This is a genomic window from Rhodococcus sp. P-2 (assembly GCF_016598535.1).
Classification (GTDB): Bacteria; Actinomycetota; Actinomycetes; order Mycobacteriales; family Mycobacteriaceae; genus Rhodococcus_F; species Rhodococcus_F baikonurensis.
The window spans coordinates 2,534,416-2,549,062 of record NZ_CP066779.1; the positions used below are offsets into that span (position 1 = coordinate 2,534,416).

Consider the following 14,647-nt stretch of genomic DNA (forward strand, 5'->3'; position numbering starts at 1 on the left):
CAATGCAGTTGATCTCCCGCTCGGACGCGTAGGTCCCGATGTGACCGCTGACGGCACGCAATCTTGTCAGGCGCCCGGGAACTGAAGGTGCGCTTGGGTCTTTCCCAGAACCGTCTGGCCCTTGTGCATGACGGTGACATCGATACACACAATCCGCGTTGTGGAGTCGATCCGCGCGATCTTCGCAGCGACGGAGAGATCTGCACCATCGACGGCATCGACTACGACGGGCCGAGTAAAGCGAGTTTCATACGAGATCACCCCGCTCGGGTCACCAACCCAGTCGACGATGGCTTGCAAAGCAATTCCGGCGGTGAGCATTCCGTGCGCCAGAACTCCCGGTAGCCCAGCCGCAGTAGCGATTGCGTCGTTGAAATGGATCGGGTTCATGTCGCCGGAGGCACCGGCGTAGCGAACTAGGTCATCACGAGTGAGGACCAGATCGACCTTCGCGACGATGTCACCGAGGACGAGGTTCTCGAAGACCGGCACGGCGGCAATGGTGATGCCTCTTCTCCTCTCGCCAGCAGGGTCGAGGTGACCGTCGCGACCAAAGCCTCGGTCGCGTCGTGGATCTCGGAAACTGTCGACAGGATCGCACTGCCTGCTCGCACTGTCACCCCTGTAATCGTCAGTGTCGTAGACAGGTCATCGCCGGCGACTATCGGACGCTCATGCTCGATCTTCTCGGAAGTATGGACCACACGAGTCGGATCGAGCCCAGTATCCGGCGTGCGCAGCAGTGCCATGATCGCTCGTTGCTGGACAACGGTTGTGAATGTTGTCGGCGCGATGACATCGACGAACCCGGCCTCCCTGGCGACACCGACATCATGGTGCAAGGGATTGCTCGAACGCACCGCCAGAGCGAACTCGCGAATCTTCTCGCGCCCGACAAGGTACGAAGACGAGGGAAACACCCGGCCGGCGAGCGCTGGGTTCACAGGAGACATCCCGGAATACTAACGGCGGCCGACTTCGAGTTGATTCGTGGCCTGAGGTCTCGTCGGCCCGAGAATCCGATCGAGGAGACGCTCAACCAACTGGACCGCCAATTCTGCTGTGGCGTAGCCGGGAAGCATCCCCTGGGCGAGCCCGGCGACAGCCGCCAGAATGAGCTCGGCGTCGAGGTCGGGATCCATTGACGGCGCAACCGCGTCCCGATTGGTCACTCGTTGAAGCTGGCCGGAAATGAGCGCAGTCAACTCTCTTGGGGCAGTGAGGGTTTCCTCGGCGGCGATTCCTTGTCCGGTCAGTGCGGCAGCGTGGAAGGCGCCGAGAACAATCGCTTCCTCTCGACGTTGTCGATCGAGCGGGAGCATGCCAACAAGGAACGCTGAAATAACCTCGCGGGGTGTCGCTTCCGCGCCAAGAACAGACAACTCCTGCATCAAGCGCGCACCCGCATCCTGACGCACAGCTTGATGCGTCGCGAGAAGGAATTCCCGCTTCGTGCCGAAGTAGTACTGCACGAGTCGCACCGAAATCCCGGCCTCGGCAGCAACGGACTGAAATGTCACCGCCGCGAGCCCACCGTCGACAATCACTCGCCGCACCGCATCGGTAATCTCCCGTTGCCTCACTTCATGGTCGACCAGTCGCGGCATGAGGCTGTCCTTCCCCTTTCGAATGGATGACTTTGACTCGTTAATGATACGCACGTGCCGCATTAGTGATACGGTCATACCATCAAAATTGAAAGCAGCGAGAGGGAGGCTCATGCCGAAGATCGGACGATTCAAGAACGAGGCATCAAAGCAGGCGTACGAGAGCATCTACCGAGAACTGGAGGGCACCTGGCCGGTTCCGTCGACACAACTCGACGTGCCGACATCGTTCGGAACCACCCATGTCCGCAGGTCGGGGACCGGCACGGAGACGCCGATCGTCCTGCTGCACGCAGTCGGCGCCAATTGTCTGCAATGGCACATCGTCATCGAGGACCTGTGCCGAGACCGAGTCGTTTATGCGCTGGACACGATCGGTACTGCAGGCCGCAGTGTGCAGACCGCTCCATTGACCGGGGAATCCGACTTCGCAACCTGGGTGGGCGAGGTATTGAACGAACTCGGGGTCGATCGCGTCCACCTGGTCGGCTACTCGCATGGTGCATGGCACGCCGTTCTCGTAGCACTTCATTCTCCTGAACGACTGGCGAGTGTGACGCTCATCGAACCGGGTGGAGTCTTCGACAAGCCCTCGTGGCGTGTGCTGCTGAAGATGATCCGCGCCGGTATGCGCCGCACCGACAAGAATATTCGCAAGCTCAATGATTGGCTGTCCCCCGGGTACGTCATCGGCGATCGCGAGTTCGCTTTGGTTACAGAGGCATTGAACTACCGGCCCGGTGTCGGGTGGGCACGAATGCTCAAAGATGCAGAAGTGCAGTCGATCTCGGTTCCCGTGCTCGTAATCTCCGGTGCTGAGACGGTGGTCTCCAACCCCGAGCATGTGGCCGCGAGGCTGGCTGACCTTCAACCTGAAGCCGAGGTGGAGATCTATGCCGGAACCGGCCACGGAATCCTGGGACACATACCTGATCGGGTAATTCCCCGACTCATGAAGTTCGTCCGCAATCATGACGACGCGAAGCGGACGTGATCTCGCGGACCAGCCGCCGACAGGGTGGTGATGAAGCCGGTCAATCAGCTGACCAAGGCGGTACAACTGATTGATGCGAACATTCCTCTCCGACCGGCACGGTCAGGCAATGGTGGCCGTTGCCGCCGCCGTTTTGGTCGTGGCGGGAGGTCTGTGGTGGACGAAGACCATCTCCTCGCGCAGATACTCGGTGGCAGTGCTTCCGACTACGAGTCCGATCTGACGATCACGGATGCGGATGCACCTGGGCTCGCGGTGACTGCCCGAGGTCGAACCCCCAGCGCCGCCCGAGCATTGGCGACCGACGCCGCCGAAGCTCTCTGTTCGATCGTCGGAGAAGCCAACGCAATGACTTCCGGAGGGTTCACGTGCACCGTCGTTCCACCGGGGAACTGACGGATCTATGTTCAGTAGCGCGGCCGCGCCAGGTTCAAGCCTGTTCCCGCTCGGCGGCGAGGGCAACCGCCCGCTCGAAGGTGTGGACGAGCACTGCGCGTCGAGCGACCTTGTGATCGTCGTCCGGTTGGAGTTCATCGATGTAGCCATCCCACACGTGCAGGTATCGATCGCGCCAGTCGATCAGCACTTGCGTCGACGGAAAGGTCACACCGACTCGTTTCGTCTGCGCAATATCGGTGAGGATCTCAAGCCAGGCCGGCACCATCTCCCCACCCCATTCGTCCGGCTCCAGACTCGAATCGTCTTCGAACTCGGCGGTGATGTCGTCCACGATTCGGCCGGTCAGTACCCCCAACCCATCCGCGACAGTGTCACTGTCGAAGTTCCCCGGACCCCAGACTCCCACAAGCCCTCCCGTATCGATCGTGGATATTTTCAGGTCGACAATCTCGCTACGGTCGCGACCGGCGGTGAGCGTCCGACCCTCGCACAGTCAGAGCTTGCGGTCGTTGCTGCCCGCCCAAATCGGGCTGTCGGCTATCTTCCGAAACTTCGGCGACCCGCCGATTGCTGAAAGCTTGAGCATCAACCAATTCCAGATCTGCACAGTTACCTCCACGTAGTGGTTCACCGTCAACACTAACCGACCGACAAGACTCTTTTGGCGCACGGTCAAGAAACGATTCACGGATGGACGAGATGTCCGAAATATGTTGCAAGAGTCTAGTTTCAGGAACTGCACTGCGCATCGCCGTTCCCACAGGCAATTCCGTCGATTGCGTAACAAGTATACGAAGGACAGCCATCGATCTCCGGAAGGAAGGCGGATCAGGCGGAGGGGGGCGGTAGTGTCAAATCCGGAAAGCGAATCTCGCTGGGCAACTGTTCACGAAGGAACGACTTCACACGCCGGGCACCGAAGATCAATGGCGCTGGTGACTTGCCAGTCGGAGGATGTCAACAAGAAATAGAACCCGTATCGCGTATATCACCAGTACCCGTTACATATTCGACTCTACGTCTCACTGCAGGAGGACTGAGAACATGGCTGATGTAATTTCGTGGATTATCCAGAATCCAATCGGTGCCGTCGTCGCGCTTGTTGCCGACATCGTGATTTTGACGATGACGTCCATCGCGGGGTACTCGTAACGAACCTGCCCTGATCGCACTGTCGCTGCGCGTAGCTCCGACATTGAAAACTTTTATGCAAAAACACATTTCACGAAAGGAACCACAATGGGTTCGATCAGCGCCTTCAACGAATGGGTCAACCAGGCTACGTATGCGGGCGACCCCTTTGCCACCGCCATTGCGATCGTGCAGTTCTTCGCTGGGAGTCTTGTCAACCTGTTCACCGGCGGCCCCATTCTATAAGTGCGTCCACTCTCGGCCCAACGTCTGCGCGGCGTCCATCGCGGCATGTTCTTCGGCGATACGACTCCACTCGAAGAGTGCCCGGACATCGCTTGACGAGCATGAAGTGTTGGACGGTCGATCAGGACGAGTCGGCATCGGGGCGAATGAACACCGAAGTGCCCAAGCATGTTCGACGCTCGGCCCTTGCTGTCTTGTTACCCGTCGGTCGGGGTGAGCTCAGGGTTTTCCTGGATGAAATGCAGATAGCGAGCCCGTACGCTATCGCAATGGACTTGATGGTCTGGATCGTCACGACGCCATTTCTAGCAGCGGCACTTGCGGGCGTGATGCGACGAACGCTGGGGACGAGAGTCGGATGGCCGCGAACACTTGCGGTCGCGGTGATAGCCCTGTCGGTGGGGGTTCCACTGTCGGGATACGTCGCAACACTTGCAGGAATTGCCAGCCAGGACGATCAACTTCTGGTGAGCGTGGGAACCGCGCTCATATTCTTCGGAGTTGTCGCGCTCTGGGTGTTCGCAGCATGCCTGGCCGCATTGGTTTTCCTCGAAGTCGTCATTCCTACGGGTTCCCTACCTGGCCCGTCAGAAGCCTTGCGGCGCAGCCGCAAATCCTGGCGACGGACGAAACGGTACGTCCAGATCATGAGTATCTTCATGCGAGCGGGAGGCGGGTCTGCTCTCCGTGCCGGACCGTCCGCACCTCAGTTCGGGGACGCGTTGGTGGATATTGTCAGCCGATGCGGTGTCACTTTCGTGAAGTTGGGACAGATCCTCGGGACGCGAGACGACCTCATCCCACCCGAGTTGGCGCGCGCACTCTCGTTACTGCAAAGTTCGGCACGCCCAGCTGATCCCGACCGCATTGCGGAGCTACTGGCATCGGAACTCGGGGACACCCCCGAGGCGGTGTTCGCTTGGTTCGATATGGAGCCGTTCGCCGCCGCCTCTGTTGCACAGGTTCATTCCGCGCGCACCACCGAAGGCACCGAGGTGGTGGTGAAGGTTCAACGACCCGAGGCCGGCACACAGGTGAGCGTGGATTGCGATATCTTCCTCCGCGTGTCATCGCTTGCGGAGACCCGCTTTCCCTGGGCACACGATATCGGCGTTCATCGACTCGCCGGCGGCCTCGTCACGTCACTACTCGAGGAACTCGACTACCGCACCGAAGCAGCGAATACCGGCGCGATTGCTTCCACCATGTCGAACCGCCCGGATATCGTCGTTCCTCACATCTACCCCAGCCTCAGTAGCGGACGGGTGCTCGTGATGGAACGTCTTCGCGGCACACCACTTTCCGATGGCGAGGCAGCGCTCACCGACGTCGATGTCGACGCCCGCAGCAGTATTGCCACCGAGCTTCTTGCGTCGTTGCTCGACGGGATCTTCGTCCACGGGGTATTCCACGCCGATCTTCACCCCGGAAACATCCTGATCCTCGACGACGGACGTATCGGGCTACTCGACTTCGGGGCTGTCGGAGTTCTGGACGGAGAGACACGGATCCTGTTCGCCGTGCTCCTGAACGCCGCCCTGGCAGGTGATCCGGTGGCGACCGTCGACGCGATGCTCATGGCATTCGACGTACCGTCCGAAGTGGATCGAGGAGCACTACGTCACCAGGTAGGCCGAGAGATCACCCTGCTCAGTGTCCAACCCAATGTTTCCATGGCATCGTTCGCGCGAATGTTCACCGTGCTTCGAGAGCACCGAATTGGAGTGCCGGGAGACGTTGCCGCCGCATTCCGTTCGCTCGCGTCTTTGGAGCGCGCCCTCCGGCTCCTGGATCCGCAGATCGACCTCGTCGCAGCTGTTCGGGCCGAAGTACCCCGACTGTTGACCCAGGTCGCGAGCCCGGCTGCAGCCGCGCAGGCGATCTTGTCGACGACGGCGGTCACAACCGCGGTGGTCAGGCGCCTGCCTGGTCAGCTCGACCAGATCGCGACCTCGATCGCGTCGGGAAACTTCACACTTCGAACCCGCTCCGTCGCACATCCCGACGACAGGCGATGGCTCCGACGGTCGGCGAACAACGCCCTGGGTATGGCGGCGGGAGTGACCGCCCTGATAGTTGCGGCGATCCTGCTATTCGTACCCGGCGGTCCTCAACTCACACCTCAGCTGTCGGGCTACGCACTCGTGAGCGCGGTACTGGGCTTCGTCGGCGTCGTTCTGTGCATGCGGACCGTGTTCCGCTTGTTCACGCTCGACAACAGGTAGCGAACAAGCACGCACGCCGGCACTGAGCACTGGCGGTAAGGTCAGATCCGTGTCTGAGATCGAGCGCTTGCCGTATCGGCTGTTGACCGGACCCGACGATGCGGAGTTCTGCCGTCGCGTATCCGCGGCTCTCGCCGACGGATACGTCCTGCATGGTTCTCCCGCTGCGACATTCGACGGTGAGCATGTAATCGTCGCTCAGGCGATAGTGCTGCCACCGACCGAGGCGCGATCCCGCGCGTAGCCGACTGTGACGGGTCGTCCGAGACAAGGATGAATCATGCCGGTGTTCATCGCTTGATCTCGATGTCTTCGAAGTCAAGCGCCAGGAGCGTCGGCCGCGAGAGAACGCGGCCGCCTGGGACTCGCGGAAGTACGCGCCGTCGAGTGGGAACGGTGAGACCGTCGAACTGGCGGTGCTGGTCGCAGTAGAGAGCAGCTTTCGCCCAGCTGCCCACCGGTTCGGCAACGAAGTCGTGACGGCGGATGAGGCCACCGTTGTCGACGTAGAAGGTCTGTTGCGGGCAATGGGTGTCGAGTCCCGGCGCAAATGTTGCCTCTAATCGTCGCCATTGCTGCCCGGCTTCCTGCCACGGTTCGGCTTCGGCGACAGTGATGTCGTCGCGGGCCAGGAGCAACGGCGCGTTCAAGTAATTCCAGAAGGCGTATCCGGCGAAGTAGGCGGTGTCGAGCGCATCCCAGTGAAAGTTGCGTCGGATCCCACTCATCCCGAAGAACTCCGGACGCGGGTCGGTTCGGCCGTCCAGCTGTTCACCGTCACGGGTTTCGATCCGCACGACGCCCTTGTCGAACACAGCGCGCTCGCCGACACGCGGAAAGTCATGGAGGACAGTGTGTTGATCGGCGACTTGAACCTCGACCGTGAACTTCGCCAGCTTGTTGCCTGCGAAGCGCTGAGGCAACAGACCGCTCAAGCGTCCCCGGGCCGTGATCGCTGAAACCGACTGCCAACGTTCGACTCCGCCATGTGCGGTGAGGACTTCATCGAGCAATTCGTTCATGATGTGAGACTCTTCGTCCCCTGACGAAATTGGGGAAATCAGCGATCAGACGGCCGCGGGGCTGTAGTTGCGTTCTTCCGGCGGTACCACTGCCAACCCGCAGTGATGATGACAGCGCCGGCGAGGGAGCCCAGGATGCCGCTGGGGCGCAATGATATTCCGTCGCCTGCAATCAAACTCACAAGCAGTCCACCCACCAGCGAACCACCGATTCCAGCGATGAACGCAAAGGTCCAATCCACTCGTGCGGCCTTTTGCCCCAGAATCAACTGGGCTCCCGCTCCGATGACGATCCCGAACAGAAGTATTCCGATGATGAGCATGAGCTGAGGCCCTTTCGTGGAGTGACGGCGCAAGACGCGAACGACTTACTCTGCGCCATCTTTCCGGTATGTCCCCTATGTCGTGGTGAAATCCGTGTGAAAGGTCGTCGTCGCTCACTCCACGCCGCTAGGACGACGCCAGTGTCGTCGCCCAGCGGTAGTCCGCCTTGCCGGCCGGGGTTCGCTTGACTTCATCGACCAGCACGATCGTGCGCGGCACCTTGTATCCAGCCAACGTCTTGCGGCAATGCTCCTGTACCACTTCGAGAGTCAGCTCGTCGGATCCGGGGTAGGTCGCGATCACCGCTGCGACCTGCTGCCCCATGCGCGGGTCGGGTGCAGGGACCACGAGCGCGTCCGATATTGCCGGATGCGCGTGAAGGGCAGCCTCGACCTCCTCCGCGAAGACCTTCTCGCCGCCAGTGTTGATGCACTGTGAGCCGCGGCCCAGGAAGACAATCGTCCCGTCCGCTTCGACCTTGCCCATGTCGCCGAGCACCGAAAGGCGGGTGCCGTCGGCACGGGTCGGGAACGTGCGGGCGGTCTTCTCTTCGTCCTTGTAGTACCCGAGCGGGACGTTTCCGATACGCGCGATGTAGCCCACGTCGTCGGAGCCGGCGGGGATCTCTTCGAGACGCTCGTCGACCAGGATCATGTTGGGTGAGGGTGGCATTCGCAGATTGCCCGCCTCGTCGATGGAGAAGGCCCCGTCGTTACCGGACTCGGAGGCTCCGAAGTTGTCGCGCAACAGTAGGTCCGGCTTCACTGCCAGCATGCGATCCCGAACACTCGTGGACCAGATCGCGCCACCCGACGTGATCGAGAAAAGGGTGCTGAAATCGACCTCGTCTTTGCGTCGTTCCATCTCGTCGACCAACGGGAGTCCCATGCCGTCGCCGACGATCAAGATCACCTGTACCGAATCCTTCTCGATCGCTTCGACAACCTTCTCCGCGTCGAACTCGCGCCGTAGAACAACTCGCGCACCGAGCGTGAGGAAGGTGAACAGCGAGTACAACGCGGCGCCATGCATCAGCGGGGCGGCAATGAGGAACGAGAGTTCCGGAAATTCCTTTGCAGCACTGGCAATCTCGGCAAGGTCCTGTCGCGCTTCCTCTCCGTACGGATTTCCGCCGGAGAGCGGCTTACGGAAGAAGTCGTCATGACGCCACATGACGCCCTTCGGATATCCGGTGGTCCCGCCGGTGTAGAGGAGGTACACGTCGTCGCCCGAACGAGCGTCGAACTCCCCCACTGGCGACTGTTCACGGGCGTCGTCGGACGAAACTACAGAAACTTCATGCGCTTTCGCTGCGGCGACCAGTTCTGCGTCGATCTCGCCGATCACGATCACCGTCTTGACCTTCGGGCATGCACCGAAGAGGGAAGCAAGGACACGCTGATGCTCGGGCAGTTCCACGACCACCGCGACCGAATCGGAGTTGGTGAAGATGTACTCCAGTTCAGCGGGCGTGTATCGGTAGTTCACGTTGATCGGAACCGCGCGGATCTTGATCAACCCGAGGATCGACGTGACATGTTCGACGCTGTTCTTCAGGAACAGAGCTACATGATCGCCACGTGAGATACCGGCTTTCGCGAGCAGATTGGCGGTTCGGTTGGCTTCCGCATCCAACTGAGCGTAGGAGAAGTTCTCTCCCTCGTAAGTCAAGGCGACGCGATCAGGTACCGAGCTGGCGACGGTTTCGAATACATCAGCGAGGTTGAACTGCATCGTCTTCCCTTTCAGAGTCTGCGCCGCGATATCGAGGCATACAACCCTGAATCTAGAACACGTTCCATGTCACGCGAGGCGAAACGGAACGATTAGCTGATCATTACCTGGACCTGACTATCGGTGCGGCAACGGCCGAGGCTGCCCCGCCCGACATCCATTCGGTGAGCAGGGTCTGCCACGACCCACAATGACAGCGCAGATAGGTGACCGTCCCCTCGCTGGTCCGATGCAGGGATTCGACCTCCCAGCGGTGGATGCAACCGATCGGCGTGAGCTCTGTTTTCTTCATGCACCGAGCATGATGTAATGGCATTGTGCATCTCAACCCTTACGGTGAATATGCGGTGACATTGGCCGCCGACCTGGCCAATCGAAATCCCGAGAGCTTGACCGAACTAGTCGAACGCTGCGTCGATGCAGGCATCATTCTCGATTTCCCCATCGCCGAGAAGGACCTCGACGAGACCCTCGACCTTCTGATCGAGTGGTCGAAAATCGTCGACGTCACGGAGGAGGCAGCCCGCGCCGAACTCGTGAACGTCATGCTCGAGCAAGCGTCGGCGTATCCGCGTATGACCAACCACGCGAACGACGGCTGGCATCTGCACTACCGCGATCCCCAACAATCACTCGCCGAGGTCCTCAAGGCACTCTTCTCGGTGGGCACGGCGCTACACCTCGTCGGCCGCGGCATGCACCGATTAGGTCGATGCACCCTGGACGAGTGCACCAACATCTACGCGGACACCTCCCGCAACGGCAATCAGCGGTACTGCTCCCCAACGTGCGCGAATCGCGACGCGGTGCGACGTCATCGTGCACGCAAGTGAGCTGCACCTACTACGACGTGGGACCCACTACCTCGAAATCCGAGCCACCTTGGTACTCGAACTGAAAGCTACCGCCGCTGCTTCCCGAGTTGATGCGATTCCACGCGTCGATCAAGTCCTGAACCGTGGTGTATCCCAGATCCTCCAAAGATCCTGAGAGACTTCCGGTTCCTGCGCCCTCGAACCAGCCGCCGACCACAACTGCCTGCGGGATCGCGATAGTGGGGTTGGTCGGATCGAGCAGTCGAACACACGCTCCCGCAACGGCGTAGACGCCGGCCGGCAGATTGCCGACGGTCCGGGTGATCGTCTGGCCAGGCGAAACGGCGAACAGATCGAGGATGTTACTGACGGTCGGATACACCAACACGCCAGGCTGGAGCAGCTTCGCCGGATCACGAATCACGTCGGAAACATCCCTGGCATTGAGGATCGCCACCGTGCAGTTGATGAAGCTGAACCGCGGGTTCGGGTTGGTGACGGTGAAGGTGATCGCATTGTCCGCTGCGCTCACCGACACCGGAGGCGGGAGAATCGCCGGTGCTGCCGACGCCGTCGCCGGAGACATGACAACCAGTCCCACGACGGCGGCCGACGCCGCGGCAATGCTTCCGATGGCGCGTTTGAATCCACGACTTCGCATTTTCCGAACCTCCAGGCAAGTCGGTCAGATCACCAGATGCATGAAGAATAGACCGCTCAGTCGGAAAATTGGGGAGGCAGACGGTGCGCTACCCGAAAAGGCCCTCGGCGCTGCCACTGCCGAACAGGTCGCTCAAGCTGCCGGTATTGATGCCGCTGAACGGTCCGCCGATGACAACGAGGCTTGGTACGCCAGGAACCGGCTTGCCCAACGTCTCGAGATCGAGAAGATCGAAGCAGGCACCGAGCACGGCGTAGGTTCCGTCCGGAACATCGGTCACGGTGTTGGTGACCGTCTGCCCCTTGCCCACGTCGAACAGCGAGGCCGGATCGGTGATCTTGGGGTACACCACAAGGTTCGGATCGAGCAGTTTCAGCGGATCATCAAGCACAGCAGCAGAATCCGCGGCGTTGACGACAAACGCCTGACACAACGGGGCAATGCCCGTGTTGTTGTTCGTGATCGTCAGTGCCAGATCGTTTCCGGTCACCTTGTACGAGACGACCGGCGGGACCACCTCGGCCGACGCAGTTGCAGGATTGACCATCGCGACGCCTGCCGCGGTTGCAGCGGCAACCGCGACGGTTCCCACTACGCGACGTACTCCACTCGTGCCCAGCTTCATCGAGGTTCCTTTCGTACTGCGCCTTGAGTTCGGCAACAGTGCGCAGCCTAGATCGGATCTAGCGCCCGAAATGGCCCAATTGTCCCGCCAGGAGGTCATTCCCGAAAGATCGGGACATACGTCCCCTTCTCGAAGAGTTCGCTGTTCGACTCAGTTCCCACTGGAGACGAAGGGCGTTCGCACCGGTCCGCCGGCCGTACCGTGCGGTGCCACCAATCCACGCTTTTCGAGGATCGGACGCACGCCCTCACCGAACTGATACGCCTCTTCGAGATGCGGATAGCCCGACAGTACGAAGTGATCCAGACCGATCGCCGCGTACTCGGCAATCCGATCAGCCACTTCTTGGTGCGAACCGACCAATGCGGTGCCCGCTCCCCCTCGGACCAACCCGACGCCGGTCCACAGGTTCGGCGCAATTTCCAACGACCTTGCTCCGACGCCCTGCTTGTAAGCCGAACCGCCGCCGTGCAATTCCAGCATCCGACGCTGACCCTCGGAGCCGGATCGCGCAAGACTCGCCTGAGCCTGCTCGACGGTCGCCGGGTCGAGCGCGCTGAGCAGCCGATCCGCTTCTGCCCATGCCTGTTCCGAGGTGTCCCGGCTTATGACGTGCAAACGGATTCCGTAGTCGAGGTGACGACCTTGAACTTCCGCGAGGTCACGAATCCAGGCGATCTTGGCGGCGACAGCGGACGGCGTCTCACCCCAGGTGAGGTAGGTGTCGGCGTAACGCGATGCGACGGTTCCGGCTGCCGGCGAGGATCCGCCGAAGAAGATCGGCGGTACCGGATCCGGAATACGCTGCAGCGTAGCTTTTTCCACGTTGACATACTCACCGGAAAAATCGACTGGCCCGTTACCGGACCACAGCTGGCGGATCACGTCGAGGAACTCACCGCATCGTGCGTACCGCTGGTTCTTGTCGAGGAAATCACCGAACGTGCGCTGCTCGTGGTCCTCCCCGCCGGTCACGACGTTGAGCAGCAGACGACCGCCCGACTGCCATTGGAAGGTTGCGGCCATCTGGGCGGCCAGCGTGGGGCTGAGCAATCCCGGTCGCAGAGCAACCAGAAACTTGAGTGTCTCGGTGGTCTCGATCATCATCGCCGTCGTCAGCCATGCGTCTTCACACCACGCGCCGGTGGGCGTGAGGACGGCTTCGAAACCGTTCGTCTCGGCGGCCGCACCGATCTGGTTGAGGTATTTCAGCGTCGCCGGACGATCACCGGACATCGAGCTGCCGTGCCCACCCGCCATCAGATTCCGGGAATCACCGTAAGTAGGCAAGAACCAGTGGAAGCGCAGTGACACGGTGATTCCTTTCGTCGACGAACAGGCAGAACTCTTCTGTCATTACAACCACACTCCACCTCGAAGAACAGGGTTGAAATCACCCTGATCGCTATGGGTGCCCACTTTCGGCTCCGGCGATACTTTCGTGAATTTGCACCGCTACCCGGGGGCTCCGATGACCACGTTTGCCGAAGTCGAGCACAATTCACCGTTCTCGAACGAGACCGACGGTGAGCGACGTTCCAGACTGAGAACCGTCGTCGCCGCAAGCCTGCTCGGCACGACGGTCGAGTGGTACGACTTCTTCCTCTACGCGACGGCCGCGAGCCTGGTCTTCAACCAACTGTTCTTCCCCAATCAGAGTTCCTTCGTCGGGACCATGCTTTCTTTTGCGACCTTCGCGGTCGGCTTTCTCGTTCGCCCTATCGGTGGAGTGGTGTTCGGTCACATCGGCGATCGCATCGGACGCAAGAAGACGCTTGCTCTCACAATGTTCATCATGGGTATCGCGACGGCGCTCATGGGTGTTCTTCCGACCGCCGCTCAGATCGGGGTTGTTGCTCCGATTCTGCTTCTGCTGCTTCGTATCCTGCAGGGATTTGCTCTCGGTGGCGAGTGGGCCGGAGCCGTTCTCCTGGCGGTGGAGCACAGCCCGGAGAAGAAGCGTGGCCTGTTCGGCAGCATCCCGCAGATCGGATTGGCTCTCGGGTTGGCATTGGGCACAGGAATGTTCGCGCTCCTTCAAACAGTCTTCGACGACGAACAGTTTCTCCGTTTCGGCTGGCGCATAGCCTTCGTTCTGAGCTTGGTTCTCGTGATCGTGGGGTTGGTGGTCCGTTTGAAGGTGGACGAGACGCCCGCCTTTCAGGCCGTTCGCGACCTCGAACAACGCTCCTCCGCCCCGCTCAAGGAAGTCTTCCAAGGAAAGGTCGCCCGAAACACCGTACTGGGCATGCTGTCTCGCTGGGGCGAAGGCGCTGCCTTCAATACCTGGGGCGTCTTTGCAATCACGTATGCAACCAAGACTCTGCATTTCGAGAAGGTTCCCGTACTTCTCGTAGTCACCGTCGCCGCGGTCGTGATGGCGATCTTGCTGCCGTTTTCCGGTTTACTCACCGATCGGTTCGGCCCGCAACGGGTCTACATCGTGGGCATCGCCGCGTACGGCCTCGCGATCTTCCCCGCCTTCGCATTGTTCGGGACCGAGAACCTTCTGCTCTTCGGAGTCGCGATGGTCGTGGTCTTCGGAGTGATTCATGCCTTGTTCTACGGCGCCCAGGGAACGCTCTACGCCAGCCTCTACCCCACCGAAATCAGATACACCGGCTTGTCTGTCGTTTATCAGTTCTCGGGCATCTACGCCTCCGGCGTCACTCCCCTGATTCTGACTGCACTGATCGGCGCCAGCGGCGGTTCACCGTGGCTGGCCTGTGGGTATCTGGTTGCCACGTCGGTGATCAGCGTCGTTGCCACTGCGGCGATCAGGAAGAGTGATCTGCATCTGTAGCGATCACACCTGAATATCCGTATCTATTGCACATTCACTAGATATGCATAGAAATACCTGA

Annotated in this window: 18 protein-coding genes and 1 pseudogene; 7 read left to right on the forward strand and 12 right to left on the reverse strand. The window is 60.5% G+C overall.

Going from position 1 to position 14,647, the window contains the following annotated elements; genetic code table 11:
* Nucleotides 1–66: 66 nt before the first annotated feature.
* From I7X09_RS12085 to I7X09_RS12095, 3 genes and pseudogenes are all read right to left on the reverse strand, one after another.
* Nucleotides 67–507: a MaoC/PaaZ C-terminal domain-containing protein gene (locus I7X09_RS12085; RefSeq protein WP_200317792.1), complete on the reverse strand. Its 441-nt coding sequence runs from the start codon at nucleotides 505–507 to the stop codon at nucleotides 67–69.
* A pseudogene (locus I7X09_RS12090) lies at nucleotides 507–953 on the reverse strand (FAS1-like dehydratase domain-containing protein); the annotation flags it as partial. The pseudogene I7X09_RS12090 and the gene I7X09_RS12085, both read right to left, overlap by 1 nt.
* 9 nt (nucleotides 954–962) lie before the next feature.
* Nucleotides 963–1,607, reverse strand: a complete 645-nt coding sequence (locus tag I7X09_RS12095; RefSeq protein ID WP_200316975.1) for a TetR/AcrR family transcriptional regulator — start codon at nucleotides 1,605–1,607, stop codon at nucleotides 963–965.
* Nucleotides 1,608–1,719: 112 nt separating this feature from the next.
* On the opposite strand from I7X09_RS12095, the gene I7X09_RS12100 reads away from it, so the two are divergent.
* Nucleotides 1,720–2,601: an alpha/beta fold hydrolase gene (locus I7X09_RS12100; RefSeq protein ID WP_200316978.1), complete on the forward strand. Its 882-nt coding sequence runs from the start codon at nucleotides 1,720–1,722 to the stop codon at nucleotides 2,599–2,601.
* A 156-nt stretch (nucleotides 2,602–2,757) separates the two neighbouring features.
* Nucleotides 2,758–2,997 (forward strand): hypothetical protein, encoded by a 240-nt coding sequence (locus I7X09_RS12105; protein WP_200316980.1) that lies wholly within the window; start codon nucleotides 2,758–2,760, stop codon nucleotides 2,995–2,997.
* A gap of 34 nt (nucleotides 2,998–3,031) precedes the next feature.
* On the opposite strand, the gene I7X09_RS12110 is transcribed toward I7X09_RS12105, so the two are convergent.
* Complete coding sequence (locus tag I7X09_RS12110; RefSeq protein ID WP_200316982.1) at nucleotides 3,032–3,406, reverse strand: DUF4259 domain-containing protein; 375 nt, start codon at nucleotides 3,404–3,406, stop codon at nucleotides 3,032–3,034.
* A gap of 87 nt (nucleotides 3,407–3,493) precedes the next feature.
* Entirely contained in the window at nucleotides 3,494–3,688 is a 195-nt protein-coding gene (locus I7X09_RS12115) for a hypothetical protein (protein WP_200316984.1), read from the reverse strand.
* Between the two features lie 551 nt (nucleotides 3,689–4,239).
* On the opposite strand from I7X09_RS12115, the gene I7X09_RS12120 reads away from it, so the two are divergent.
* From I7X09_RS12120 to I7X09_RS12130, 3 genes are all read left to right on the forward strand, one after another.
* Nucleotides 4,240–4,377 (forward strand): hypothetical protein, encoded by a 138-nt coding sequence (locus I7X09_RS12120; protein ID WP_200316986.1) that lies wholly within the window; start codon nucleotides 4,240–4,242, stop codon nucleotides 4,375–4,377.
* A gap of 269 nt (nucleotides 4,378–4,646) precedes the next feature.
* Nucleotides 4,647–6,602, forward strand: coding sequence for an ABC1 kinase family protein (locus tag I7X09_RS12125; protein ID WP_234036893.1), 1,956 nt, complete (start codon nucleotides 4,647–4,649; stop codon nucleotides 6,600–6,602).
* Between the two features lie 49 nt (nucleotides 6,603–6,651).
* Entirely contained in the window at nucleotides 6,652–6,846 is a 195-nt protein-coding gene (locus I7X09_RS12130; RefSeq protein WP_095972056.1) for a DUF1737 domain-containing protein, read from the forward strand.
* Between the two features lie 46 nt (nucleotides 6,847–6,892).
* On the opposite strand, the gene I7X09_RS12135 is transcribed toward I7X09_RS12130, so the two are convergent.
* The 4 genes from I7X09_RS12135 to I7X09_RS12150 form a co-directional block, all read right to left on the reverse strand.
* Nucleotides 6,893–7,624, reverse strand: coding sequence for a hypothetical protein (locus I7X09_RS12135; RefSeq protein ID WP_200316987.1), 732 nt, complete (start codon nucleotides 7,622–7,624; stop codon nucleotides 6,893–6,895).
* A 38-nt stretch (nucleotides 7,625–7,662) separates the two neighbouring features.
* Entirely contained in the window at nucleotides 7,663–7,947 is a 285-nt protein-coding gene (locus I7X09_RS12140) for a hypothetical protein (RefSeq protein WP_095972054.1), read from the reverse strand.
* Nucleotides 7,948–8,074: 127 nt separating this feature from the next.
* Nucleotides 8,075–9,682 carry an AMP-binding protein gene (locus tag I7X09_RS12145; protein WP_200316988.1) on the reverse strand — a complete coding sequence of 536 codons (1,608 nt, stop codon included), beginning with the start codon at nucleotides 9,680–9,682 and terminating at the stop codon, nucleotides 8,075–8,077.
* A gap of 103 nt (nucleotides 9,683–9,785) precedes the next feature.
* Nucleotides 9,786–9,974 (reverse strand): hypothetical protein, encoded by a 189-nt coding sequence (locus I7X09_RS12150; RefSeq protein ID WP_143538690.1) that lies wholly within the window; start codon nucleotides 9,972–9,974, stop codon nucleotides 9,786–9,788.
* 25 nt (nucleotides 9,975–9,999) lie between these two features.
* Here I7X09_RS12150 and I7X09_RS12155 point away from each other — a divergent pair, with 25 nt between their 5' ends.
* Entirely contained in the window at nucleotides 10,000–10,515 is a 516-nt protein-coding gene (locus I7X09_RS12155; RefSeq protein WP_200316989.1) for a CGNR zinc finger domain-containing protein, read from the forward strand.
* Between the two features lie 10 nt (nucleotides 10,516–10,525).
* Here I7X09_RS12155 and I7X09_RS12160 read toward each other — a convergent pair whose 3' ends face one another.
* The 3 genes from I7X09_RS12160 to I7X09_RS12170 all read right to left on the reverse strand — a co-directional run bounded on the left by I7X09_RS12160 (nucleotide 10,526) and on the right by I7X09_RS12170 (nucleotide 13,097).
* A complete protein-coding gene (locus I7X09_RS12160) occupies nucleotides 10,526–11,158 on the reverse strand; it encodes a hypothetical protein (protein ID WP_200316990.1) in 633 nt (210 codons plus the stop codon).
* An 88-nt stretch (nucleotides 11,159–11,246) separates the two neighbouring features.
* On the reverse strand, nucleotides 11,247–11,783 hold the full coding sequence (locus I7X09_RS12165; protein ID WP_234036894.1) for a hypothetical protein: 537 nt from the start codon (nucleotides 11,781–11,783) through the stop codon (nucleotides 11,247–11,249).
* A 150-nt stretch (nucleotides 11,784–11,933) separates the two neighbouring features.
* Nucleotides 11,934–13,097 carry an LLM class flavin-dependent oxidoreductase gene (locus tag I7X09_RS12170; RefSeq protein WP_095972049.1) on the reverse strand — a complete coding sequence of 388 codons (1,164 nt, stop codon included), beginning with the start codon at nucleotides 13,095–13,097 and terminating at the stop codon, nucleotides 11,934–11,936.
* Between the two features lie 157 nt (nucleotides 13,098–13,254).
* Between I7X09_RS12170 and I7X09_RS12175 the strand changes: the two genes are divergently transcribed.
* Nucleotides 13,255–14,586 carry an MFS transporter gene (locus I7X09_RS12175; RefSeq protein WP_200316991.1) on the forward strand — a complete coding sequence of 444 codons (1,332 nt, stop codon included), beginning with the start codon at nucleotides 13,255–13,257 and terminating at the stop codon, nucleotides 14,584–14,586.
* The last annotated feature ends 61 nt before the right edge of the window (nucleotides 14,587–14,647 follow it).